This window comes from Calothrix sp. CCY 0018 (genome assembly GCF_963920925.1).
Taxonomy (GTDB): domain Bacteria; phylum Cyanobacteriota; class Cyanobacteriia; order Cyanobacteriales; family Nostocaceae; genus Rivularia.
The window spans coordinates 124,730-148,007 of sequence record NZ_CAWUDI010000004.1; the positions used below are offsets into that span (position 1 = coordinate 124,730).

At 37.2% G+C, this 23,278-nt stretch carries 17 protein-coding genes; 5 read left to right on the forward strand and 12 right to left on the reverse strand.

The genetic code is table 11. The annotated features are described in order from the left end of the window. Window positions 1-264: 264 nt before the first annotated feature. Window positions 265-1,104, reverse strand: coding sequence for an Rpn family recombination-promoting nuclease/putative transposase (locus tag ACM03V_RS04365; RefSeq protein ID WP_414619537.1), 840 nt, complete (start codon window positions 1,102-1,104; stop codon window positions 265-267). A 233-nt stretch (window positions 1,105-1,337) separates the two neighbouring features. Between ACM03V_RS04365 and ACM03V_RS04370 the strand changes: the two genes are divergently transcribed. Continuing rightward, window positions 1,338-2,333, forward strand: coding sequence for an S-layer homology domain-containing protein (locus ACM03V_RS04370; protein WP_414619538.1), 996 nt, complete (start codon window positions 1,338-1,340; stop codon window positions 2,331-2,333). 326 nt (window positions 2,334-2,659) lie between these two features. Here ACM03V_RS04370 and ACM03V_RS04375 read toward each other — a convergent pair whose 3' ends face one another. Together ACM03V_RS04375 and ACM03V_RS04380 are read right to left on the reverse strand one after the other, a co-directional pair. Further along, window positions 2,660-3,307 carry a peptidoglycan-binding domain-containing protein gene (locus ACM03V_RS04375; protein ID WP_414619539.1) on the reverse strand — a complete coding sequence of 216 codons (648 nt, stop codon included), beginning with the start codon at window positions 3,305-3,307 and terminating at the stop codon, window positions 2,660-2,662. A gap of 308 nt (window positions 3,308-3,615) precedes the next feature. Then, complete coding sequence (locus tag ACM03V_RS04380; RefSeq protein ID WP_414619540.1) at window positions 3,616-5,862, reverse strand: amino acid permease; 2,247 nt, start codon at window positions 5,860-5,862, stop codon at window positions 3,616-3,618. 437 nt (window positions 5,863-6,299) lie between these two features. Here ACM03V_RS04380 and ACM03V_RS04385 point away from each other — a divergent pair, with 437 nt between their 5' ends. Next, window positions 6,300-8,696: an exonuclease gene (locus tag ACM03V_RS04385; protein WP_414619541.1), complete on the forward strand. Its 2,397-nt coding sequence runs from the start codon at window positions 6,300-6,302 to the stop codon at window positions 8,694-8,696. A 169-nt stretch (window positions 8,697-8,865) separates the two neighbouring features. Here ACM03V_RS04385 and cobA read toward each other — a convergent pair whose 3' ends face one another. From cobA to ACM03V_RS04415, 6 genes are all read right to left on the reverse strand, one after another. After that, window positions 8,866-9,624: a uroporphyrinogen-III C-methyltransferase gene (gene cobA / locus ACM03V_RS04390; protein ID WP_414619542.1), complete on the reverse strand. Its 759-nt coding sequence runs from the start codon at window positions 9,622-9,624 to the stop codon at window positions 8,866-8,868. Then, window positions 9,593-10,387: a sirohydrochlorin chelatase gene (locus tag ACM03V_RS04395; protein WP_414619543.1), complete on the reverse strand. Its 795-nt coding sequence runs from the start codon at window positions 10,385-10,387 to the stop codon at window positions 9,593-9,595. Before ACM03V_RS04395 ends, cobA begins: the two co-directional genes overlap by 32 nt. Before the next feature lie 967 nt (window positions 10,388-11,354). After that, window positions 11,355-12,089, reverse strand: coding sequence for a choice-of-anchor K domain-containing protein (locus ACM03V_RS04400; protein WP_414619544.1), 735 nt, complete (start codon window positions 12,087-12,089; stop codon window positions 11,355-11,357). 575 nt (window positions 12,090-12,664) lie between these two features. Beyond that, complete coding sequence (gene chlP / locus ACM03V_RS04405; RefSeq protein ID WP_414619545.1) at window positions 12,665-13,888, reverse strand: geranylgeranyl reductase; 1,224 nt, start codon at window positions 13,886-13,888, stop codon at window positions 12,665-12,667. A gap of 197 nt (window positions 13,889-14,085) precedes the next feature. Continuing rightward, window positions 14,086-14,883, reverse strand: a complete 798-nt coding sequence (locus tag ACM03V_RS04410; protein WP_414619546.1) for an SDR family NAD(P)-dependent oxidoreductase — start codon at window positions 14,881-14,883, stop codon at window positions 14,086-14,088. Window positions 14,884-15,562: 679 nt separating this feature from the next. After that, a complete protein-coding gene (locus tag ACM03V_RS04415; protein ID WP_414619547.1) occupies window positions 15,563-16,522 on the reverse strand; it encodes a class I SAM-dependent methyltransferase in 960 nt (319 codons plus the stop codon). 757 nt (window positions 16,523-17,279) lie between these two features. Here ACM03V_RS04415 and ACM03V_RS04420 point away from each other — a divergent pair. From ACM03V_RS04420 to ACM03V_RS04430, 3 genes are all read left to right on the forward strand, one after another. Next, window positions 17,280-17,999, forward strand: coding sequence for a hypothetical protein (locus tag ACM03V_RS04420; protein ID WP_414619548.1), 720 nt, complete (start codon window positions 17,280-17,282; stop codon window positions 17,997-17,999). A 245-nt stretch (window positions 18,000-18,244) separates the two neighbouring features. After that, complete coding sequence (locus ACM03V_RS04425; RefSeq protein ID WP_414619549.1) at window positions 18,245-19,012, forward strand: DUF1350 family protein; 768 nt, start codon at window positions 18,245-18,247, stop codon at window positions 19,010-19,012. Window positions 19,013-19,161: 149 nt separating this feature from the next. Further along, window positions 19,162-20,286: a PP2C family protein-serine/threonine phosphatase gene (locus tag ACM03V_RS04430; protein ID WP_414619550.1), complete on the forward strand. Its 1,125-nt coding sequence runs from the start codon at window positions 19,162-19,164 to the stop codon at window positions 20,284-20,286. Here ACM03V_RS04430 and ACM03V_RS04435 read toward each other — a convergent pair. The 3 genes from ACM03V_RS04435 to ACM03V_RS04445 form a co-directional block, all read right to left on the reverse strand. Further along, a complete protein-coding gene (locus ACM03V_RS04435; protein WP_414619551.1) occupies window positions 20,279-20,614 on the reverse strand; it encodes an STAS domain-containing protein in 336 nt (111 codons plus the stop codon). The genes ACM03V_RS04430 and ACM03V_RS04435 overlap by 8 nt on opposite strands. Window positions 20,615-21,354: 740 nt before the next feature. Continuing rightward, window positions 21,355-22,023 carry a nucleotide exchange factor GrpE gene (gene grpE / locus ACM03V_RS04440; RefSeq protein ID WP_414619552.1) on the reverse strand — a complete coding sequence of 223 codons (669 nt, stop codon included), beginning with the start codon at window positions 22,021-22,023 and terminating at the stop codon, window positions 21,355-21,357. Window positions 22,024-22,234: 211 nt separating this feature from the next. Further along, window positions 22,235-23,008: a ZIP family metal transporter gene (locus ACM03V_RS04445; protein WP_414619553.1), complete on the reverse strand. Its 774-nt coding sequence runs from the start codon at window positions 23,006-23,008 to the stop codon at window positions 22,235-22,237. Window positions 23,009-23,278: the final 270 nt, after the last annotated feature.

Genomic DNA, 23,278 nt, shown 5'->3' on the forward strand with positions numbered 1-23,278 from the left:
TACCTTTTTTAAAGATCAAAATTCATGAAAAAAATGTGTTGGTGTTCAAGATAACGCCCTCTCCCCCTCCCCTCTCCCAAGCTTGGGAGAGGGGTGCCGCAGGCGGGGTGAGGGATAAGTGTTGCGATTGTTATCAGCATAAAAGTTGTGTGAACGAAAAACGCGGAATTTCTATCAAAGTCAACACCCTAGTGTGTGACGCTTTGATGATTTATGTTTAGGCTATACGTCTTGTTTTAGCGTCACCCACCAATTTCCCTAACTTTACTTTTGTAACTGCGTTTGTAATTCCCGTACTCGCTCAATAGGTAACTCAGTGATTTCGGCAACTATTTCTACTGTCATTCCTTTCCGCAGGGAATTCATCGCGATTTTTTCAGCACCTTTACGTTCCCAACTAGTTACAATCTCCATATATTCCTCCTGTTGTTCATCATTTAACCCCATTGTATCGATAGTAGTTTCAAACACTTGTTCCTCTTGTGCGTTCAAATTCAAGTAAGTATCTACAAATCCAGAAATTAATTGCATCCGCGCCGGGTCTAGTTGTAAAGTAACTAATAACCTTAAACACTCAGCCTTAACTCTCGGACGTTCGGAAGGTGCAATATTCATCTTGGACATAAGAGCCGCAGCAACTGGATTTTGTTGAGTCAAATAATCTCTCCAACTCAATTGATTTAATTGAATTGCCACAAAGTTAAATTGCAATACATCTAAACTGGGAAAAGTAACGCTGTAATTGCTTGGCTCGCGACGTTTTGGTTCATCAAAGGAAAATATCACTACCGGATAAACTGGTAAGTCATAAATTTCGTGAAGTCGCGCAAAATACTGAAATATCCGCTTTGTTAAAATAGCTTGACTGTAAGATTGCGCTTCAACGTGAATTAAAAAGAAAGTGTCTTCTTGCCGATATTTTACCCGTGCGAGTAAATCAATCGTTTTTTTCTCACCAGAAGTCACATCTGTTAAAACTTCTTGCGGTAAAAATTGAATCGTATCTCTGTCAATATCTTTTAAAACCTCCGGCAGAAATAGATCGAGAAATTCGACAAAAAACGTTGATATTAATTCTTTGAATAATCTATCATGGTCAATCATTATACACCCCCGCTTAAAGCAGCTTTTATATATTCACATAAAGTTAGTTTCCTAAATTTCTAATCTTTATTGCTACAAAAAAGTTAATAAAAATTACTAAATATTAACCTTAAATTAACTTGAAAATTTATCTCGTGAGACTTGCAATTCTATATCGCCGGGTGGATTAATTAAATAATTCAAACAAACTAATATTTAGAATACGGCAATATAATTATTAGAGGATATTATTAATGAATAACTTGCAACGCTTTCCGATTATAGGCGCATCTATAATAACAATCGGTTTAGCGATAGGTGCTGCAATTCCGTTAGTAACTAATGCTCAATCTTCTCCACAGTCAACATTTCCCGATGTAAAACCTGATTATTGGGCGCAACCATTTATCAAAGGTTTAGCAGAAAGAAATGTGATTACTGGATATCCAGATGGTAGATACAGACCGAATCAGGCATTAGATAGAGATGAATTCGCTGCTATAATTCGTAAAGCTTTCGATCAAGATAAAGAAAAACAAATTAAAAGTGGTTCTGTATATAAAGATGTTCCCCAAGGTTATTGGGCAAGTGAAGCAATAGAAGAATCTGTAGAAGAAGGATTTTTATCTGGTAATAATGACTTATTTCTTCCCCGTCAAGAAGTTAGCAAATTAGAAGCAATTAATGCTTTAATGAAAGGTTTAGATTTAAGTTATCAAGCAAATCCTGTAAAAACTTCCGCCGTTACACCAAATACTCCTACAATTATTCCTCCATATATTAGAAGAAGAGTAGCGATCAGAAAAAGAAAGCGTTTGATGTTACCAATCGGAATTACTTCTTTGATGCAGCCTTTACTTATTCAAAGAGCCAATGCTGCTAGAATGCCTCAAACGACAAATAATAATGTCGGAAATAATCCACAAACACCAACTGCGGCGGCGAATAATCCCAAAGACACCACTACTACAGCAACAGCACCATTATCGGCAGCTTCTATCGTTCAGCAAGCTTACAAAGATGCCGATAAAATTCCTGAAAATGCTGTTCCTAGAGTTGCAGCAGCAACTACAAAAAATATAGTTGTCAACTATCCCAACAGCAATATACTTAATCCCAATCGGGCAATAAGTAGAGGAGAAACAGCGGCTTTAGTTTATCAAACAATGGCTGCTCAAGGAAAAGTTCCGACCATTGATAACAATTCACTAGCAAATAAGTTTATTGTCAAAGTTGGGGATAATAAGTAAGGTTTAAAGGTTCTTTGTAGGTGTTTGTAGTAAGAACTTTAGTTCTTTATAGGTTAGGTTAGACACGATTCATAGAAACAATAATTTGATCGGAGTATTTGTTAATCGTGTCGTAACCCAATATTAGCAGGAATGGTCGCAACCGCAACCAAAAAGTAGGCATTCCCAATTCTAAGATCCCCCCAACCCCCCGATGAATTGGGGGGCTTTGCGTAAGTCCTAATTAGTTTGTAGTAAGAACTTTAGTTCTCCAAGAAAAAGAGTTAAAACTCTTACTACGAACCTAATATAAAAAACCGGGTTTCTAATTCCTAACTCCTAACTATTTAATTAATCGTAAAAGGACCTTCCTTGTCATTAATCATTGCTTGCCAGGTGGTACTACCAACAATTCCATCTGCTGTTAATTTTGCTCGATTCTGTTGAAAAGATTTTACCGCAGACGCAGTAGCACGTCCGTAAATTCCGTCAACTTGTCCAACATAAAATCCTTGCTGCTTAAGGTATGTTTGTACATCTCTTACGGCTTGCCCTCTACTACCAACCTTTAACATGGGTGCAGTTGAAGGTGAATATTTACCCAAGTATGCAAAGCGTGTGGGTGATTTACGTTTATCTAAATCGATTAATGCTTCCCAAGTTTTGGAATTGACAACACCTGTTGCAGGTAAATTTCTTGACCTTTGAAAACTTACTACGGATGAATACATTCTAGGGCCGTATATCCCATCCATTTTGCCGTAGTAGAATTTATTTTGATTTAACAACAACTGCACGTCTTTTACAGCTTGCGATCTACTACCGCGTCTTAAGGTTGGTGCAGAAGCTGGTTGATATTCGGTCATGTTACCATCTGCAACCGCTGCTACTTTTGGTTGTGCGATCGCAGGTTTTCCAATAGGTATGATAGCTACAGTAATTGCTGAAACTATACTAAAAGGTAATAAAGCTATTTTTGTAAATTGGTTATTCATTGTGACTCCTTCGTTCTGATTAAAAAAAATTGTTTCAAGTTAAATTTATGATTAGTAATTTAATTTTTTTTTAATAAATTTAATTTAATTATTTAATTATTTAATTATTTAATTAATTTTAAGATAATTCTATAGTATAGTAAAACAAAGTAATACCGTATGTACCATCAGTTATAATTATTATTGCTTCTGCTTCTAACTAAAGAAATAATTATTAATTAATCGGCTTGATAACAGATACTTAAAAACCCGGCATTGTTCAAAAAAACCGGGTTTCTATTTGCCAACAAACTATTTAGATTGTGATATTAAACTTCAGCGAATGCAAAATCTGGTTCGGCCATAACGTACATAATTGTCGGAAGGTTGGCGGTGCGGGCGTGCATTTGTTGGTAATATTCGGTAAAGTCTCGGTCTGTGGGAGTTGCCATTCCCAAAAATATGATATCTGCATCTTGGGAAGATTCGTGTAAAACCGTTTCAAAGGAACGATTAGCTGCAACTATGACTTCAGGTATGGCTGGGATGCGAAATCGACTGAGCATAGCATTTAAGTTTATTTCTGCATCTTTTGCCCCTGAAGAGTTGGAAACAAGTAATTTGATATATATTTGAGCATCGCGCCATTCGATTGTCGATCGCAACATATGAGCGAGCAATAGCATTAAACCACCATTGTCTTGCATTCCTCCCCACCATACATCTATACGGTGAAATCGATTAAATCCGAGTTCGGCATTTTCTCGCAAAACCATGATGCTACGTTTGGCTTGGTGGAGTTGTACGATCATATTGCAGTATTGATCGCGTCTGGTTTGATCTTCGCTGTCTCCCAATAAAATAATGTTGGGTACCAAAGCACCTAATCCATAGGCTTCTACAAGTTGCAACATTCCGTCAAAGGGATTTGGTGCCGTTACCACGCGAACTAATGCTTGTACGTGCTGCTTGTTCAACTGCTCGCGAATTGTGTTTTCTAGCTGGCTTTGTCTGGCTAAGTCTCGCGTACCGCTTGATACAACGCTTGATACAGTAATAAAACCTCGTTTGTGGGTTAATGCATAAGCTAATTGAATTAATGACCAACGTTTATTAGGTGAACCAGAAAATACTAAAATATTAGGTCGCCAATTTTTAGTATCTTCAACCCGGCTAATTTGAAAAATTCCCGTGCGGAGCAATGTCATCCAGATTCCTTGACGTACATCTCCCCAAGTAGTATTTAGTTCGCGTTGTTGCAGCCAGAAAAATATTGCCGATACAATTGCAGCTGCCACGATGGTAGCAACTGCGTTGATCAGAAACATTACCGCTAAACAACCAATTCCCCCCAGCAAAGATAAAACCCAATGCACTTTAAAACTAGGTCTAAATGAAGGGCTTTGCAGCAATCCTTCGATAGTTGCCGAAATATTTAATACTAAGTAAGTAGTAAGAAAAAACATTGTCAGCACCGGCGCAATCAAGTTTAAATCGCCAATGCATACCGCCGCAACTGCTACACCCAGAGTTACCCAAGTACCAATACGCGGTTCGTCAGTTTCACCGCTACCTCGACCTAAAAAAGACATCCAGCGCGGTAAAATTCCATCTCTTGCCAAAGCTTGCAAAACGCGGGGTGCAGCCAAAATACTACCCAAGGCACTTGACAAAGTTGCCCCCCAAACTCCGAATAAAATTGCTGGACCCCATAAAGACATCATCTGCATTGCCAACGGTACGTTAACCAAAGTTGCAGTATCGGCACGCATGGCAATTATTAAGGGCAAAATCATGTAAACAACGTATCCCGTACCCACCGCTGCTAAAGTACCAGCAGGAATAGAGCGGCTGGGATTGCGTAAATCTCCCGACATACTCACGCCAGACATGATACCAGTTACCGCCGGGAAAAACACCGCGAACACTCCCCAAAAAGGTGCGCCATCGGCGGGTATACTCCATGCTTGGGGTGTAACGTTTGGTACTGCACCTCCAAAAATCAAACATATCAGTGATAAGACGATCGCCCCCATAATTACATATTGCGCTTTAACTGCAACTTCGGCGGAAGTCACCGCTAAAATAGCCACCAAAATAGTTGTAATTAAAGCCACATAAGTTTGATTGAGGCTGCCAAAAGTTTGCACTACACTTTCAGCAAAACCGATAGTATAAAGAGCAATCGAAAGCGCTTGAGCGAAATAAAGAGAAATTCCCACAGCCCCACCGACTTCAATCCCCAAACAGCGGCTAATCATGTAGTAAGCACCACCAACCCGCACAACTTTATCAGTTGCGATCGCGCATACCGACAAAGAAGTAAGGAAAGTAATTGATGTGGCGAGAGTGACAATGATCAGAGAACCTACCAACCCCACATTCCCTACAACCCAGCCAAACCGCAGATACATAATCACGCCCAAAATCGTCAAAATTGAAGGCGTATAAACTCCACCAAACGTCCCTAAGCCAGGAGTTTGGCTTTCAACTGACTTTGAGTCATCAGTGTTAACTGGCGGTGAATCCTGCTTAAATAAAAACTTCATCGTCGATACAACTCCTTGTACAGCCACCTGGTATATTCACTGTCGTTTAATTTTAGGCGGAATCGAAAAAGATTCAACTGTTTGGTGTTACATCAGGATGATGGGGAGAGGGGGGGATGCGGAAGAATTTTTACTTTTAGTACGTATCCCGATTAGTACTGTCAAAAGCTATACATATTTTAGATGATGTATATAATATCAAATTCTCATTATTAATAGGCAAAAGAAACTTTTTAATACTACAAGATCGGTATATATTTAAGGAACCAGCAACTAGCTAGTTGTATCAATCATAATGACCAATAAATCAGGAGACAAAGATGATGATTTTGTTTAGATAGATTTGTTGAGCAGGCGATCGCTTATAACTGCTAAGTGTAAAAGCTATTTTAAACGTACTGTTTGATGTTGACTCTTAATATTCAATACCTAAGTCAAAACAAATATTGATGTTGTAAATTTATATGGACTTTATAGTTGTTGATACCGAGGGCAACCCGGAATTAAGCGAACTGGCGATTGTGGATAGTCAGGGGACTGTAATTTACGAAGGGTTTTCCCGCGACCATCCTAATAATAATGGTTCTTGCAAACCTAATCTCAAAAGTTTAAAAACTTTACTATTAGAGTTTTCCGATATTGCTAAAGGCAATAAAATAATTTGTCACTATGCCGAACATGATATTAAAGTACTTAAATTTAGTTTCCATAAAGCCGATTTAAAAATGCCTCCCTTTGAATTTGATTGCACTTATATAAAAGCAAGAAATCATTGGTTAGGGCTAGAAAGTTACTCCTTAGAATATTTGAGTAAGTACTTAAATTTGCGGGCTAATAACCGCTATTTTATCCGGGATATGGCTCATTGTGCCCGGTATGATGCCCTATTTACCTACTATCTTTATTGCAAATTAATGATTTTACAATTAAAAGACAAACCAAATCCTTTTAGTGGTAGTCGCGTTGATACTCCTTTTCAAAATCATCCCGATTATCTTGATACTTATCACCAGCAATTTATTACCCTTGAGTCAATATTAAAAGATATTAAATTCGACTCCAATCATCAAAGTAAAGGAGCGGTTGTAATTGGAGAACCGGGTTCTGGAAAGACTCATTTAATGATGCGATTAACGCAAGCGCGATTATCAACTAATCGACTGCTTTTTATTCGTCAGCCTAACAATGCTTCGTCGGTGCTATATCATATTTACAGCCGGATTTTGGAGTCTTTAGTTGAGAAGGTTGGAACGTTTACTCAATTAGATTATTTAATTATTAATAGCTTTGATAAAATTGTTGCTAATCTCTCAAATCTTACTAAAAAAGATGAGGAAATTCTCAAAGCATTAAAGGATGATAATCTAGATGCTCTTGGGGAAGAAGGGACTTATACTAAAACGGTATACTGGCAGCATATTCACAAACGAATTAATGACTGGTGGGACAAAAATTACTCGTCTGGTGGTTATGCTCTCCCAATTCTGAAGGGAATTACTAAGTATTGTAGCTACACTGACTATAATTACAAAAATATTGCTACACGTTGGCTAGCAGGTCAGTCTGTATCAAGTGAAGAAGCAGAAAAAGTTGGTTTACCAAATTGGCAAGAAAATCTAAGCTTAGAAGCATTTTCGTTAGAAGCTATTTCAGTTTTAGGTAAATTATCTATTCTTGATGAGCCTTTAATTATTATCTTCGACCAGCTTGAAGGATTGGGACTTCCCCAAAACCGAGAGATATTAGATAACTTTGGGGAATCTATCAAGGAAATTTTCACCCACGTTCCTAATAGTTTAATTATCTTAAATATGTTTCCCGATCGCTGGGAACAGTTTAAAGCTACTTTTGATAATTCAATTACTGGTCGCGTGTCTCAATACCAAATTCATTTACAAAGACCGCAAGAAGAAGAACTATTATCTATTCTTAAAGTCAAGCTTCAAACTATTAATGTTCCTTTAGAACAGATATTTTTACCAGAAGATTTAGATGATATTCTCGCACAAAAATCTATTCGTGAGGTTTTGAATCGAGCGGCTAACTATTACGATTACAGAGTCCGTCAAATTCCCTTAGTTTCTAAAAAGGAAAATATTCGGAAGCTAGAAGGTAATGAAAAAATAGAACAGCAGTTGCGAATTTTAACTTCTGAGCAGCAGAAATTTACAAAAGTACTTGTCAACATCATACAGGAGATGCAAGACCCTGGTTCAATTGACATGACAGACTTGTTAAAAGTGCTTGTTCCTGAAGTTAAAAGTAGAGAAAAGCAAATAGAAGAATATATTATTGAGTATTTAACCAAACAAAAAGCTTATTTGGAAGCGCAATATCATAAACTGCCAATTATTTCTGACTCCGATGATATTGGTAAACTTAAAACTATTGCCGAAGCTTTCAACCATATCAAACCGATGAAATTGACTTTCTATCGATTAGGAAAGCGGGTTTTACCGGAGCATATTGTCATTGAAACCGAGCATAAAAACTATGTAATGGGTTTTCTGCAAATGTCTCCTAATACAGCTTTCACCAGTCGAATTGGTAATTTCAATGAATTAGTATGCTTGCATCCTAAAGACAGCTTTAGTTTATTCCGGGATGAGCGCTTAACTGAAATCAAAGGTTCTGTTGCCAAAGAAAAGGTAATTCAGTTGAAAAACTCTCCTAATGGAAAATTTGTTTTATTTTCTAAGCCGGATAGGATTCATTTAGAACTAATTTATAAATTGATTATTGATATCCAAAATAAAGACTTGGATGTTGATTTAGAGTCAGCTTTAAAGGTTTTAATCGCTAAACCCCAATGGTATCACTGGCTATTCAATATGTTTGGTTTTACTGAACCAACAGCATAAGCAAATGTATTAGGACTTACGCAACTACAACGGTAAATTAGGTATTCCCAACGTTGAGATCCCCCAACCCCTCGCTAATTTGGGGGGCTTTGCGTAAGTCCTAATAGAATAAAAAATCCCCATTACCCCATCACCATTCTTTTAACTCCTAATTCCTAACTCCTAACTCCTAACTCTTTAAAATCGAATGCAATTTCACTACCGCACCAATTACAACGATCGCCGGTGCTTCAAAGTTGCTTTTTTCAACTTGCTCAACAATAGTTTCTAATTTACCAATCAATTCTTCTTGCTCTGGGCGTGTTCCCCAACGGATTAAACCGATGGGAGTTTCTGCACTCAACCCGGCTTTTAATAACTCTTCTACAATATTAGCTAAATTTTGAATTCCCATGTAAATCACAATCGTTTCCGAACCTTTGGCAATGCTTAACCAATCGACTGCGGGACGATATTTTCCTACTGATTCGTGTCCGGTGACAAATGTAACTGATGAACTGTAAAGCCGATGGGTTAAGGGAATACCTGCATAGGCAGGAGCGGCGATTCCGGATGTGATTCCCGGCACTACTTCAACTGAAACCCCGGCTTTGATTAAATCTTCCATTTCTTCGCCACCGCGCCCAAAAACAAACGGATCTCCGCCTTTCAGTCGCACCACGATCGCGTTATCTTGAGCTTTGTCAATTAATAATTCAGTTGTTTGATTTTGCGGTAAAGAATGCCTTCCCCGTCTTTTTCCAGCGTTAATTTTTTCGGCAAGGGGATTAGTCATTGCGAGAATTTCCGGACTCACTAAAGCATCATATATAACTACGTCCGCGACTTCTAATAATGTCTTACCTTTAATAGTCATTAACCCTGGATCTCCTGGCCCCGCACCTACCAAATACACCTTACCTACAGCTTTTTGTATATCCCGGTTCATTTTGCATCAAATCCCAAATCAGATCGGTTAATTCCCCATTTCCTCCTAAAGGCTCGTATAACTGAAAACTCACCCCAGGAAACTGTAATTTTAAATCTTGTATAGATTGCGCGATGGCATCGGTAATACCACCTGCGAATAAGAAATAAGGTATAATTGCGATTTTTTTCTTACCATCAGCGACTAACTGAACAACAATATCTTTTAAACTCGGAGACACAGCCCAATAAGCTGCAACCGCATTTAACGAAATTGCCATTGCTTCGATACTCGCATTTGCTTCCACGCGACGGCTACCATGAGCTAAAATTATTCTGCCATCAAAAGATATATCGCTAATTTTGTTCGCGAGCAACCTTTCTAAACCCAAGTGAGAGCCTAAATATGGTTGCAACTCGATGGAAATATCTTCTTTTAAAGTTTTTTGAGCTAATTTTTTAGCTAATTCCACCTCTTGGGGAATATCTTCAGTAACGTGAATTCCTGAGAGTAAAAATAAAGGTAATATCTTTAAACGACGACAACCTTGAGCGATCGCCTTCCGGCTAAAATCTATAATTTGTTGGTGTAGCGGTTGAGGATGTAATTCCAGATAACCCGTACCTATTTGATAATTGCATTTCGTCGGCGATAGTACATTACCAGCATCATAATTCGAGTTGTTTTCTAACTTATCGCTGAGATTTTTCGCTAACTCTTCCATAGCGACTTGCGGACGCGGATCTCGACTCCCGTGGGATACTAAAAGATATGCTTGTGACATTGGTTATTTGAAAAATAATAAATGCATATGTTCTGGTTCTATCGCCAAATTTAACACCTCAATCTCTAAGTTTCTAGCAATGTCATAAATCAAACCGTTAAGTTTTTATTTGATGCTTCCAAACAAAATCTTTTTCCTTCGCCGTACAATCCATAAAAAATGGTAATTAATCAGTGATACCGAAGTATTTTCATGCCTATATTTTTAGCCAAAATATTTGTGCAGTCGGGGCATCGACTGTTGGGTTAGGAGATGTAAGACAGTTTCGGACTGCAATTTCTGCTTGAGCCTACAATCCCACGGATTCAATTGGTGGGAGTATGTCAATATAGACTAGTACACCACGGCTTAAATAAGGCAACCATTAAAAATGGCTGAAAAGCTTAGAAAATCAAACTTCTTACTTCTTACTTCTTACTTCTTACTTCCGCCAAGCGGTACTAGGGATTTATCATTAGTTTAGTAGTAGGTTGGCTTAAAGGCTCACAAATAAATTGATGGTTTACGAAAAATAAAAATGCGCCTTTAGCCCAACATTAAGGTTTTAATTGCAGTTATCTTAATATCTTAATAATATTTCATTTCAAGCATAAATTCTGTTGGGTTACGGCGCGAATTTAATATATAGCTATTAATCAAAATTATTTTATGCGCCTAACCCAACCTACAAAATTAACTGATGAATCAATTTGAATTCAGCAGAAAAGCAATTTATATATAATAGACAGAAATTAACCGCTTTAAATCTAGAAAAATTGAAAGCTTTATGATCTTATTTTTCTCAATTACACGCAAATGAAAAAATCAACGATAAAGCTTTGGAAGCCCTAGCTCGTTATGCTTGTTCAATCTTTATCGAAAATCAAGTTGAAATTGTAGCTCAAGACACCTTATAATTAAAAGCTATAACATTTTTGCGTTCTATAATCCCTGCATAAACGCATCCGTTGTTAAAATCCAAAATCGATTACGCTTTCTTAGCTTTTGTTCGAGAAATCAAGTAAAAACCAAGCACAGATAAACCAACTGCTAAACCTGGCTCGGGAACTTCTTTTTTAGAAAAAGTAACTTTGTCGATTCTAGCAAAAACAGAAGCTGTAGTTTTCCCACCTTCGAGGGCTCGAAATTCTTTAACTTGCGTTTTACCGTTATCTTGACTAAATCCAGCTAAAGATAAAGTATATTTATTGCCACCATATGTAAAACTACGCTTAACATCATTTTCGACAACGAATAAAAAATCTGCGTTTGATTCTGGATCTTCTGAAAGATTAGGAGTATTTTGCAGAGAAAATCCATAGTCAAAAATTTCGTCAATCTCAGGTGGTTCACTAAAAATCAAATCGAGATTTAAAGGTACAGATTCTACACTTGTACCTAAAAGTACCGTACCGTTATGATAAGTTAAATCCCCTATCTTAAATAAAGATCCTGCATCGGTAGAAAAATAACTTCCTTCAAATACAAGCTGATTGGCAGAGGCACCTTCAAAAAGAGTTGGATCTCCCCAAGTAAATACATTAGTTCCTACACCAGTATAAGTTGGGTTATCATTTATTTCTCCTGGAGTCGGCATTCCCCAGCTACCAATGACTTTACCCGAAAAAACAGCAGCTTCGGCTTGGGGGGAAAAGCCTATTACACTCAAAGCTGCAATCGCAACCGGAAATACAGCTTTACTAAAAAATAAATTTAATTTCATATATAAGCTCCGACTCCTAATAAAGGAGCAATCAACATACAAACAACTAGTCTACATTAGTAAAAATACGCACAATTCGCCAATAATCAGCACAGTTTTCACACAAACTTTATATTCAACAGGTGAAAATTATAAATATCCTAAACTGCGGAACTTTTTGTTGTAAGTCTTGTTAATAATCCAGGTAATATTGTGTTTTTCGTCTTATATAAGTAGACAAAATATTAATATAACTAATAATACAAATGAAGTAGAGATAAATGAATATATACTTATGTATTAATACTTAACAATCGTATGCTAAATTTTAATCCTTTGTCAAGTTTGATTCTCATTATTAATAAGTAGGGAATTGGTAATTAATCGGAACAACTGTAACTATAAAAAAACAAGCGTGTCACGGTAACATCCGCTGACACGCTTGAATTAATTTTAGATTTTAACAAGGGATTCGTTTGTTTAGGATTAGAGAGTTAGGAGTTAGGAGTTAGGAGTTAATAATTTATTCTTCCCCTTGTCTCCCCATCTCCCCATCTCCCCATCTCCCCATCTCCCCCTCTCCCCATCTCTTTCAACTAGGGCGCGAGGGCATTACCGCGAATTAAGCTACCAATAGTTTTGGCGGTAATTTTCATTTGAGTAATGGGGTTGGCTGGGACAACTGTTTTATATAAGTAGCTGTCAAAAGTCAACCGCTGCACATCTAAATCGCCACACATTTCTACAAATGCTTCGCGGGTTGCATCGGAACGGTAGAATACGTTCTGTAAGATGTCGAGTACTTTGTAGGTAAGACCGTATTTTTTGTCCCAGCGCTTCAGATAAACTTTTAAATCTGCTTCGGTGGGGATAGACTGTCCGCTGTTGGAGAGTTCTACGATGGTTTCGGCACACATCCGTCCGGATTTTGCCGCGAAGTAAATTCCTTCTCCGGAAGATTTGGTGACGTAACCTGCGGCATCACCGACTAATGCAATGCGTCCGACTACGCGACGGGGACGGGGATGTTCGGGAATTGGGTGTGCTTCAACTTTGATGATTTTACCACCATCAAGTTTTCTGGCTGCACGAGCGCGGATACCAGCTTGCAACTGTTTGATGCTAGCTTTGTTAACCTGCATCGTACCCGTACCAACGGCTACGTGGTCGTATTTGGGAAAAACCCAAGCGTAGAAATCGGTAGAAACATCATTACCGACATACATTTCCGCTAAGTCGTTATAGTATGCCATTTTGTCTTCTGGAAGACGGATGCGCTCTTGGAAAGCAATGGCATAGTTATAGTCGCCAGCATCCATTTCCTTGGCAATACGGGAATTTGCACCGTCAGCACCAATAATTAAATCGACTTTCAGAGTTTTGGCGATACCTTGTGCGCCGCCTTCTGTATGATCGACGTAGTGAATAGTATAAGGGTCTGTATTATTTCTGGGAAAATCTAATTTATGAACGGTAGCATTAATTAAATGAGCGCCTAATTTAGCTGCTCGATTTCGCATGAAGCCGTCTAAAACTTCACGACGACACATTCCTATATATTCATCTTGATTAACTAAATTGATGTCAACCTCACGATTCGAGGGCGAAATCATCTTCATCTTCCGCACTCGACGGTCGATGATATCTGCTGGAAGGTCGAATTCATCAACCATACACAGCGGTATAGCACCACCGCAAGGTTTGGCATTATCTAACTTACGTTCAAATAGATAGGTTTCAATCCCTGCTTTCGCTAAAGTTTCAGCAGCAGATGAACCCGCAGGACCCGATCCTACAACAGCAACCCTTAGTGTCGGCATTGTTTCTCCCATGCTTGACATTACCTCGAAGCATCGTATCACGGACTTCGGAGCGTTTTTCCGCTTTACCCCCCGGATTTAATTGAAATGCAACATTCCTTAATTTTTCTACACTTTTGAGTTGCTTTAACCCACAGGTTCTACGTGCCGACTTCAGTCCTTATTATGAGAAGGCTAAAGCCCTTACTACAAACTTATCAATGTCCCTGAACAGCTTTAGATATCTTTGTTACTTGTTTTCTTGGTAAAAATCTCACAGCCTCGGCTAAAATTCGATTTTTTGCGCCGGGAATAACGACGGTTTTGCCCTTCATTAAGCCGCGAAAACCAATTGCGGCTACAGTTTTTGCATCCATCATTTTCATATCCTTCATGCGCTGGGAATTTTCCGTTCCCGTTCTTTGATGAAAAGCGGATTGTGTGGGGCCAGGACAAAGCACAGTTACGCTAACCCCAGTATCTTCAAGTTCGTTGGCGATCGCCTCAGAGAACGATAATATATAAGATTTGGTAGCAAAATAAACTGACATCAACGGCCCTGGTTGAAAAGCGGCTGTAGAACTGACATTCAAAATTTTGCCCTCACCTTTCTCTACCATGTGTTTGAGGAACAATTTTGTTAAGTGAGTTATACATACTAAGTTTACCTGAATCATGTCTAATTCGGAATTCAAATTAGTTTCGTTAAATAATCCATAGATCCCGAATCCTGCATTATTAACTAATACATCAATGTGAATAGATGCTTGCTGTAATTCCAGATAAATTGCTTCTGGAGATGTTGAAATAGATAAATCTTTGGCAATACTGGTGACACAAATATTATATTCTTGAGTAAATCGTTCGGCGATTTCGATAAGTTTGTTTTCGTTTATATCTACTAATACAAGATTGTAGTTATAACTGGCGAAAAGACACGTAAATTCGTAGCCAATTCCGCTACAGGCTCCCGTTATTAAAGCAGTTTTTCGGGGCTGAGTTTGAGGTTTGAACATGATAATTAATGGTTAATTAAAATTAGCTTTAAGGTATTACTAAGCAAATCAAAAGTTTGAAGCTGATGCTGAGAAAAAACTTGAAAAAAATGGAGAACTTTGATACAGATAAACCAACCCAGATTGTAAAGTGGTTAAACAATTCATCTCTAAATATACTCCGTAAAATAGTCGGAGTGATTCGCATAATCTTAAGTTATAGATTATTTAATTATTGTTACATTAACAACTAATTAAACACAGTGTTTTTAGCCTCATAGTAGGAATTATAAATATATATTAATTGTTTACCTAATTAATATAATTAATGACAAATAGTTTGACAGTATTTTAACTGCCAAACTAAAAAAGTATTATGCTTAGAATCTCTTATATTACAATTATTTTTTGTAATAATTGATTCATTACTTTCATATTTATCATAATCGCATCCCCATACATATGATTGGCTTTGTTAGTATTGGCTTTCATTGACTATCCTAGATGAACAGTCAGCCATGCATTCAGTTTTTCGACAAAACCAGAAAGTGTTTCAAGCTAATAAGGAGAGCGATTTTTATGAATGCGGGACTAGTTTTACTGTTGGCGTTACGCCCTTCGGGCGTTTAGCTTTGCTAATCGCATTCGTCTTTTAAATACTGTTCCTACACTAAACCAGCCTGCTATCTTTATTGATAATTCAAGCTTTACGGAACATCATCGACATTTCGGTGTGATAGCTCAACCAATATCCGAAAAAGGCATAAAACATTACTTTATAAGAAGTAACAGCTTTCTTTAAATCAATAGGCTCGTGAATAACATCTAAAGATCCATCAGATATTTGTTGATACTGATTCCAAGCACGAGTATTTACCCCTAACCAAGGTGTATCGTGATAAGCGCGATCGCGAAACTCGATAGCTTGCCAATTTTGACAATTTCCTAAATATTCCAGAACTTGTGGAGTATAAATATGAAAATGGTACGGCACGTGAATGGGATTATAGAAATCGGATATATTAGGTTTCGTTAAATCTATATTTGTTGCGTTAGGTGTTCCGATCAGAATATAACCACCAGGTGCAAGTAAACCATCCAATTTAGACAATAATTTTCTGGGGTCTTCAACGTGTTCGATAACATCTTGAAGTAGTATAAAATCAAATGGCGCAGAGTCTAGAACGGTTTCATTATCAAGTCCGTTTTCAGAGGTGTAAGGCTCGTAACCATAGCATTTCGAGAAGCCTTGAGAAAGCAAATACTCCATAAATAAACCGTTCGCACAGCCATAGTCAAGAATGGAATGAGATGAAGTTAATCCATACTTAAATAACTGTCGAGATAATTTTCCATAACAAAGGCGCATTTCCCATGTTAATTTTGCATCGGCTATGGGATATTCTTTGTAGTATGGCGCGATGTCAACAATGTCTAAACTATGAATCGTATTGCAATTAGGACATCGCCAAACCTTAAAAGCTTCTTTTTGAAAAGCTCGAATATTACAGTTAAATTCACTAAAGATAGATTCCTCTTTTTGATCTATCTTATAGTTACATATTACGCACTCAGTCCGCTTATTTTCTATTACTTGAGAATAATGTTCGGCGACAACATAATTCTCTTGGTATATCGGATAAGAAGTTTTCTCTGCCATTAATTATATAGTTTAACTACAACACAAATAATATTAAAAGAGAATAATAATATTAAAGTAATTTTTAATTATTAAGAGTTTCATCTAATCAATAAATATCACACTTCTTGCCAGAAATGCGATGTTTATTTAATACAGAAATAAAGTTTTATTGATTTTTTCTGTTTTTGTATTTAATAATACAGGAATCCAATTAGATTTTTATTGACGCTCACCTTAACCCTGCGTAAAAAAAAACTTATATTTTCCGTTTCCTATATTCACCCCAAAGAAGTGTATAATTTTTACTCCGCGTGCAAAAGTTATCCTGGCGAAGCTACAAATGCTACGAAGAATAAAAATGCAACTACATATAGCGCTTATAGGTGCTTGTGGATAGTAGTATGAATGTTACTGTTGAGGCAGTAGCACTGTTAAAGCTGCTATATTTTACTTTAAATCCGTATTTTGTCAGACAACTGTCTACTTTTTCTAAATAGGTAAAGCTAAAAAAACTGATTATTCTATATCAAATAAAAGTGAACTTCTAATCTTATTCCAGGAATAGACTTGACTATTTTTTATTTGAAAGTATACTTTTTAACTTTAATTACAAAGAGTATTACGATTCTATGACTATTGGCAATATATTTAGATTAGGGTAATGATAAGTTTTATCAAGATTTTATTGATTGTTCTTAATCCGCAAGTGTATTGCCGCTTATTTTAAGCGAAGATATAATAAATCAAAAATGCAGATGGTGGGGATTTAAAAGCTGTGCGTGATGATTTAAAAGGGCTGGCGATTAATCAAAAAGAACTGCGAAAGTTGACGAATCTGCCTATTAAGGAAGAATTAATTGTTATTGTTAATCCACTAAAATTATTTGTACGGCAATTTATTCAAAAAGTTAAAGGTCCCGAAGGGGCAACTGCAATTTTTATTGGATTAGCCGTAATCCTTAGCAGTTATATTGTATTTGATTTAGTTATCAAAACCTTTGCTAATTGGCTTCAAGTTCCATCTTGGTTATTATTTCTTAAAGTCTGTTTTATTGGCGGTGGTATTACACAATTAATATTGTATATGACCTGGAAAAAACGGGTTTCAATTTTGAAAGATAATTTAACATATTCTTTGAATACTCTTTTACATGAAGTTGATAGATTTAATGCCGTTATCAGGGCAATAGATATTAATGATAAAATTGAAGCAGCAGGCAATACAGGGGTCGGGATCAAAGAAAGAAGACGAGTTATTGAAGCTCTTGAATATACCAGATCGGATTTAGTTCGCGCTCTCAAAACTGAAAAAATTTTGAGAGAAAATAAAAAGTTTATTGTTAATAATTCTGAATTACTTGCAAATAATTTGGCAACATTAACTCAAATGCAAGTTACCGAACAAGCTTCCGAACATGGTAGGTTGCTTAACGAAGCATTGGAGATTGCAATGGATGTACAGCAGGAAATGAAAAGATTGCAAAGTCAGCAGTAACAGTTATCACTTAGAGCGCGTGGATCTTCAATAGTTGATGAATAACTTTTCCTACTTCCTCAATATGCCCATCGAATTAGGTGCATATTTTCTTCTCCTGCTGTCTACTTTCTACTCCCCGAACCTTAAAATCGGCTCCTTTATTTATAATTTTTATCTCTGAAAAACTTGCAGCTTGATTACAAGGCAACCAAACAGTTTAACATGAGAAAATATAAATAACTTCGCTCTTTGCACCTTGTAGTATGAATTGGAAACAAATTGCTGGTAGCTGGGTAATTGTTCCCCAGCGCCCTATTGGTATCGTTCATTTTTTGGGTGGTGCATTTGTCGCTACCGCACCGAACGTAACTTATCGTTTGTTGCTCGAATATCTTGTCGAGCAAGGGTTTGCGGTTATCGCTACCCCATTTGTAAATACCTTAGATCATATGGCGACAGCGAGACAAGTCTTACTAAATTTTGAACGGGTGTTAGTACGCTTAGAGGATAGAGAACCTGCTTTTCAAGGTTATCTGCCTATATATGGGTTGGGGCACAGTATGGGATGCAAACTACATTTACTTATAGGTTGTTCGGAGAAAGTCAAACGTGCGGGTAATATTCTCGTATCATTTAATAATTATGCTGCACGAGATGCAATTCCTTTGGTGGAACAATTTAACAGTGCGGTAAATGTTGAGTTTACCCCTTCACCTACGGAAACTTATAGGCTGGTGAAAGAAAACTACAGTGTTCGTCGTAATTTATTAATCAAATTTAACAATGATACTCTCGATCAGTCAGCTGCTTTAAATCAATTGTTACACAACCGCTTTAAGGATATGGTAACAACGCAAACCTTGAAGGGAAACCATCTTACACCTTTAGGTCAAGATGTTAAATGGCAACCAGGTCAAGAATTTAATCCCTTTGATGCTTTAGGACAGTGGTTTAAGCAAGAAGTATATCGGGACTTAAATCAGCTAAAACGTAGCTTGATATTATGGCTAAATCCCCTATCGCCACTATAATCGTTCATATGATATGGATAGATTTTACTGTTATATAGGGTTTACTCTGCTTTCTAGTAATTTTCTAGTAAATCGGGGTCAAAATTAATAGAGATTTATTTAATTTTCTATTTTATTTATTATTATTTTTAATTAAACGGCTACTTTCTATGTTTCAAATATTAGTAATTGATGATGACCCAGCCGTTCAAATTTTGCTGAAAAGGATGCTGGAAAAGCAGGGTTATCAAGTAGTTGCAGTCAGCAACGGCAAAAATGGAATAGAAAAGGCCGTAGCTTCACGTCCGGCTATGATTATTTGTGACTGGTTAATGCCGGGATTAAGTGGACTCGATGTATGTCGTTATATCAAGAAAGACCCCAATTTATCAACTACATTTTTTATTCTTTTAACATCCTTGGATTCCGTAGACGATCGCGTTAAAGGGTTGGATGCTGGTGCTGATGATTTTATTACCAAGCCCATTGAACAGAATGAAATGCGAGCGCGGGTGAGGGCTGGTTTACGGTTGCATCAAATGAGTCAAGACTTGAAGGCTCAAAAGCAAATTTTAGAAGCAGAATTATCAGAGGCTGCGGATTACGTGCGTTCTCTTTTGCCAGCGCCAATGATACATCCTTTTAATATTAATTATACATTTATTCCTTCACAGCAACTTGGTGGCGACTGTTTTGATTATTACTGGTTAGAACCGGATTATCTCGCAATTTACCTGCTCGATACCGCAGGACACGGACTCAAAGCGACTTTACCTTCTATTTCGGTATTAAATTTACTACGTTCGCGTGCCCTAAAAGACTTAAATTATTATCAACCCAAAGAGGTACTTAACGCATTAAACAATACTTTCCAAATGAGCTATCAAAATGATAAATACTTTACTATTTGGTATGGGGTTTACAATCAAATCAAGCGAGAGTTAGTTTATTCAAGCGCCGGTCATCCACCTGCGATATTATTATCTGAGAATAACGATCTCCAATTATTAAAAACCCCTGGAATGCCAATAGGTATGTTTCCAGAGGTTCAATATGTTAATGGTTTTTGCAAAATTGAGAAAAACAGCACCCTGTATATTTTTAGTGATGGTGCTTATGAAATAAGTTTATCTGATGGTCAACTTATGGGACTTGAGAATTTTATCCAAAGGGTTCAGCGCTTATATCACGTTTCTAGCAGCCCTCTAGAAAATATTCTCAACTGCCTTGTCGATTTGAATTCAAAAAACACCTTTGATGATGATTTATCTATACTTCAAATCGGCTTTAATTAAGCGCGGAAGGGGTAAGTACAGCTTGATTAAATTCATCCTGATTGGAAAAGATTTCAAAAACTTTATCCATTCCAGTCAGCTCAAATAAAATTTTGACTTGCTCGTTAATCGAACAAAGTACCAGTTTGGTTTCCGATGCTCTTAAGGTTTTAAATGCTAAGACTAAAGCACCTAAACCCGAACTATCCATAAAAGTAATATCTTTTAAATCTACCAACACCATTTTTGGTTTGCTTTCTAGCGATTTAATAATTTCTTCCCTAAAATCTTGGGATCTAGTTGCATCTAAAACACCACTGGGTTGAACTACTTTAATATGCTCAGTCATAGTTTCTCAGTATTTTTACTACAAAAAACGTCTATTATTTTAATCCATATTAATCATAATTCATTTAATGACAACTTGCCAGGGCATAGTCTCTTAATTAACAGTTATGAATTAAAACATTAAATATATAAACAATTATATAAATCGATATGATATTAAATTATTAAATAGTAAATGCAAGGATGGCACCTTAACTTATTGACAGACAAAAATATGTATTGTTTAAAACATTGAATACTAGTATTAATTCTGACTTTTTGATACACAATCCATTTGTAGTGGGAGCGTCTTGCTCCCTGGTGGTAGATATAGCGCTTTTCATTTGAGTGCAATACACTTGGCGAACCTCACCCCGCCGTACTGCTTCCCTCTCCTTAACAAGGAGAGGGGAAGGGGGTGAGGTAAAAATGTATTCTATCCAACTGAAAACCGCTATAGCCTATGACAAAAGCCACGACATCACTTATTGTTGCTGAAGCGGAATTAAAATAATAAATTCACTTCTTTCTCCAGGTTGGGAAATACATTCGATTGAACCGCCATGTCTTTCAGTAATAATTTAGTAACTAATAGAAAGACCCATTACCGTACCTTTACTTACGGATGTTTTTGTTTTAGATTGGGAATTGGGCATGGCGGATTGGGCATTGGGAATAGTTAAGAGTGAGGAGTAGTGAGTAGCGAGTGATGGTTTTTTATCCCCTTGTCTCCTTGTCTCGTCTCCTTGTCTCCCCATCTCCTTAAACCGGACTCACCTTGGCTCGATACAATAACTTATCTCCTTGACGGTAGCCTGTATAACGAATTTTGACTTTTTGACTGGGTTGCGCGTTACCTTCGATTAATTGGTGAATTTCGGGTTCGTAGGGTAATTCTGTACCTACTTCAGCAATGGCTTCAATTCCCCATTCTTGCAAAAGTCTTGTAATCGGTTTTTCTATCAAGGGAATAATATTCGCTGCTGGTAGCTGACGATTTTCCCTTGCTCTACTGGCGGCTGTAGGAAATTGAATTAATAATGATTCAAGAATTTGTAAAATCGATTGTTGAAACTGAGAAAGCAATAATTGTTCTTGATTTTCTAATTTATTTTGCAAGCGTTCGTATTCTTTTTTTAAATTTTTTATATCTTCCGATGATGACTGTTGGGTTGATGCTGATTGTTTAACTAAATCTGTTGTCGAAAAACTATTTATCAATTCGCTTAAATCTATTTGTAGAGCTTGCGATAGTTTTACTAAAAACTCTAAACGCATTTGCTGAATTTCTCCTCTTCGCAAACGCTGTATCTGATATTCGGAAACACCAGCTAATTTACTTAAAGCTTTAAAACTAGAAATATCTTTTTGCTGCATTAATTCAATAAGTTTTTGAGTAAAATCTATTTTATTTTCTGTTTTTGATGCCATGATAAAAAGTTAAAAGTTATGAGTTAGGAGTTATGAGTAATTATTCTCCTTGTCCCCTTGTCACCTTGTCCCCTTGTCTCCCCCTCCGGGTTGCGCCACTTGCCTGACTGTCGGCGGCAGTCGCTACAACGCGGGGAACCCGCGCAACGCGCTGCCTTGGGAACCCGCCCCTATCAGTGGCTGTGCGATCTCCCCATCTCCCCATTCCCAATTACCCTAATGCAGTATCTAAAAACATCATTAGCATAAATCCAAACATTAATCCGATAGTTCCTTCTTTCTCGAAACCTTGACGATGAGATTCGGGAATGATTTCATCGCTGATTACAAACAACATTGCTCCGGCTGCAAACCCCATTGCCCAAGGTAAAATAAAATTTGCAATACTCACGACACCTATACCAATCAAACCACCAATCGGTTCTACTAAACCTGTAAGCAGCGAAATCCACAATGCATAACCTCGCGAATACTTCTCTGCTACTAAAGATAATGCTACTACTAAGCCTTCAGGAATATTCTGCAAACCAATTCCTAAAGCAACGGGAATGCCATCGCTAATATTATTATTTCCAAAGTTTACACCTACAGCTAATCCTTCAGGAAAGTTGTGAATTGTAATCGCTAAAATAAATAACCAAACTCTGGCTAAATTACTACCTTGAGAATTTTCTTTACCCATAAAAAAGTGTTCGTGTGGTAAAAAGCGGTGCGCTAATTGCAAAAACACTCCACCTAGCATTATCCCCCCTACCATGATTAAAGCGGCAATCGCCTTTGAATAACCTTGATCGATTGCTGCTTCTATTCCCGGTATTATCAATGAAAATGATGTTGCTGCTAACATCACTCCCCCACCAAAACCCAGCATTATTCCCTGTACTCGCTTGGTTATTTTAATTGGCAGCAATATCGGTAAGGCTCCAATTACGGTAGCAAGCCCAGCTGCTAAACTGGCGATCGCTCCAATTACAAGGTTATTCATCTTTGAGGAATTAAGAAATTTAAATAAATCATATTCGTTATGAGTTCGTAGTGCAATATTTGTATTTAAAACCCAATAATAATGTAGAGACGTTGTACTGCAACGTCTGCTTGTTTTTTGCAATACTTCGATGATGGAGCATCCTTATGGAATGATTAGCGATTTGTTAAGTGATTGGTAGGTTGGGTTAGACACTTTTACCAAATTCAGCTGTAACGACAATTGATATTTTCGTGTCGTAACCCAACATCACAATTGTGAATAAACAAT

Bases quoted from the DNA above. Each gene is read 5' to 3' on its own strand.
- ACM03V_RS04410 (WP_414619546.1), bottom strand. From the start codon at position 14,883: ATGTTCAAACCTCAAACTCAGCCCCGAAAAACTGCTTTAATAACGGGA.
- cobA (WP_414619542.1), bottom strand. From the start codon at position 9,624: ATGAACCGGGATATACAAAAAGCTGTAGGTAAGGTGTATTTGGTAGGT.
- ACM03V_RS04395 (WP_414619543.1), bottom strand. From the start codon at position 10,387: ATGTCACAAGCATATCTTTTAGTATCCCACGGGAGTCGAGATCCGCGT.
- ACM03V_RS04430 (WP_414619550.1), top strand. From the start codon at position 19,162: ATGTTTCAAATATTAGTAATTGATGATGACCCAGCCGTTCAAATTTTG.
- ACM03V_RS04435 (WP_414619551.1), bottom strand. From the start codon at position 20,614: ATGACTGAGCATATTAAAGTAGTTCAACCCAGTGGTGTTTTAGATGCA.
- grpE (WP_414619552.1), bottom strand. From the start codon at position 22,023: ATGGCATCAAAAACAGAAAATAAAATAGATTTTACTCAAAAACTTATT.
- ACM03V_RS04375 (WP_414619539.1), bottom strand. From the start codon at position 3,307: ATGAATAACCAATTTACAAAAATAGCTTTATTACCTTTTAGTATAGTT.
- ACM03V_RS04400 (WP_414619544.1), bottom strand. From the start codon at position 12,089: ATGAAATTAAATTTATTTTTTAGTAAAGCTGTATTTCCGGTTGCGATT.
- ACM03V_RS04425 (WP_414619549.1), top strand. From the start codon at position 18,245: ATGAATTGGAAACAAATTGCTGGTAGCTGGGTAATTGTTCCCCAGCGC.
- ACM03V_RS04415 (WP_414619547.1), bottom strand. From the start codon at position 16,522: ATGGCAGAGAAAACTTCTTATCCGATATACCAAGAGAATTATGTTGTC.
- ACM03V_RS04445 (WP_414619553.1), bottom strand. From the start codon at position 23,008: ATGAATAACCTTGTAATTGGAGCGATCGCCAGTTTAGCAGCTGGGCTT.
- ACM03V_RS04370 (WP_414619538.1), top strand. From the start codon at position 1,338: ATGAATAACTTGCAACGCTTTCCGATTATAGGCGCATCTATAATAACA.
- ACM03V_RS04385 (WP_414619541.1), top strand. From the start codon at position 6,300: ATGGACTTTATAGTTGTTGATACCGAGGGCAACCCGGAATTAAGCGAA.
- ACM03V_RS04365 (WP_414619537.1), bottom strand. From the start codon at position 1,104: ATGATTGACCATGATAGATTATTCAAAGAATTAATATCAACGTTTTTT.
- chlP (WP_414619545.1), bottom strand. From the start codon at position 13,888: ATGCCGACACTAAGGGTTGCTGTTGTAGGATCGGGTCCTGCGGGTTCA.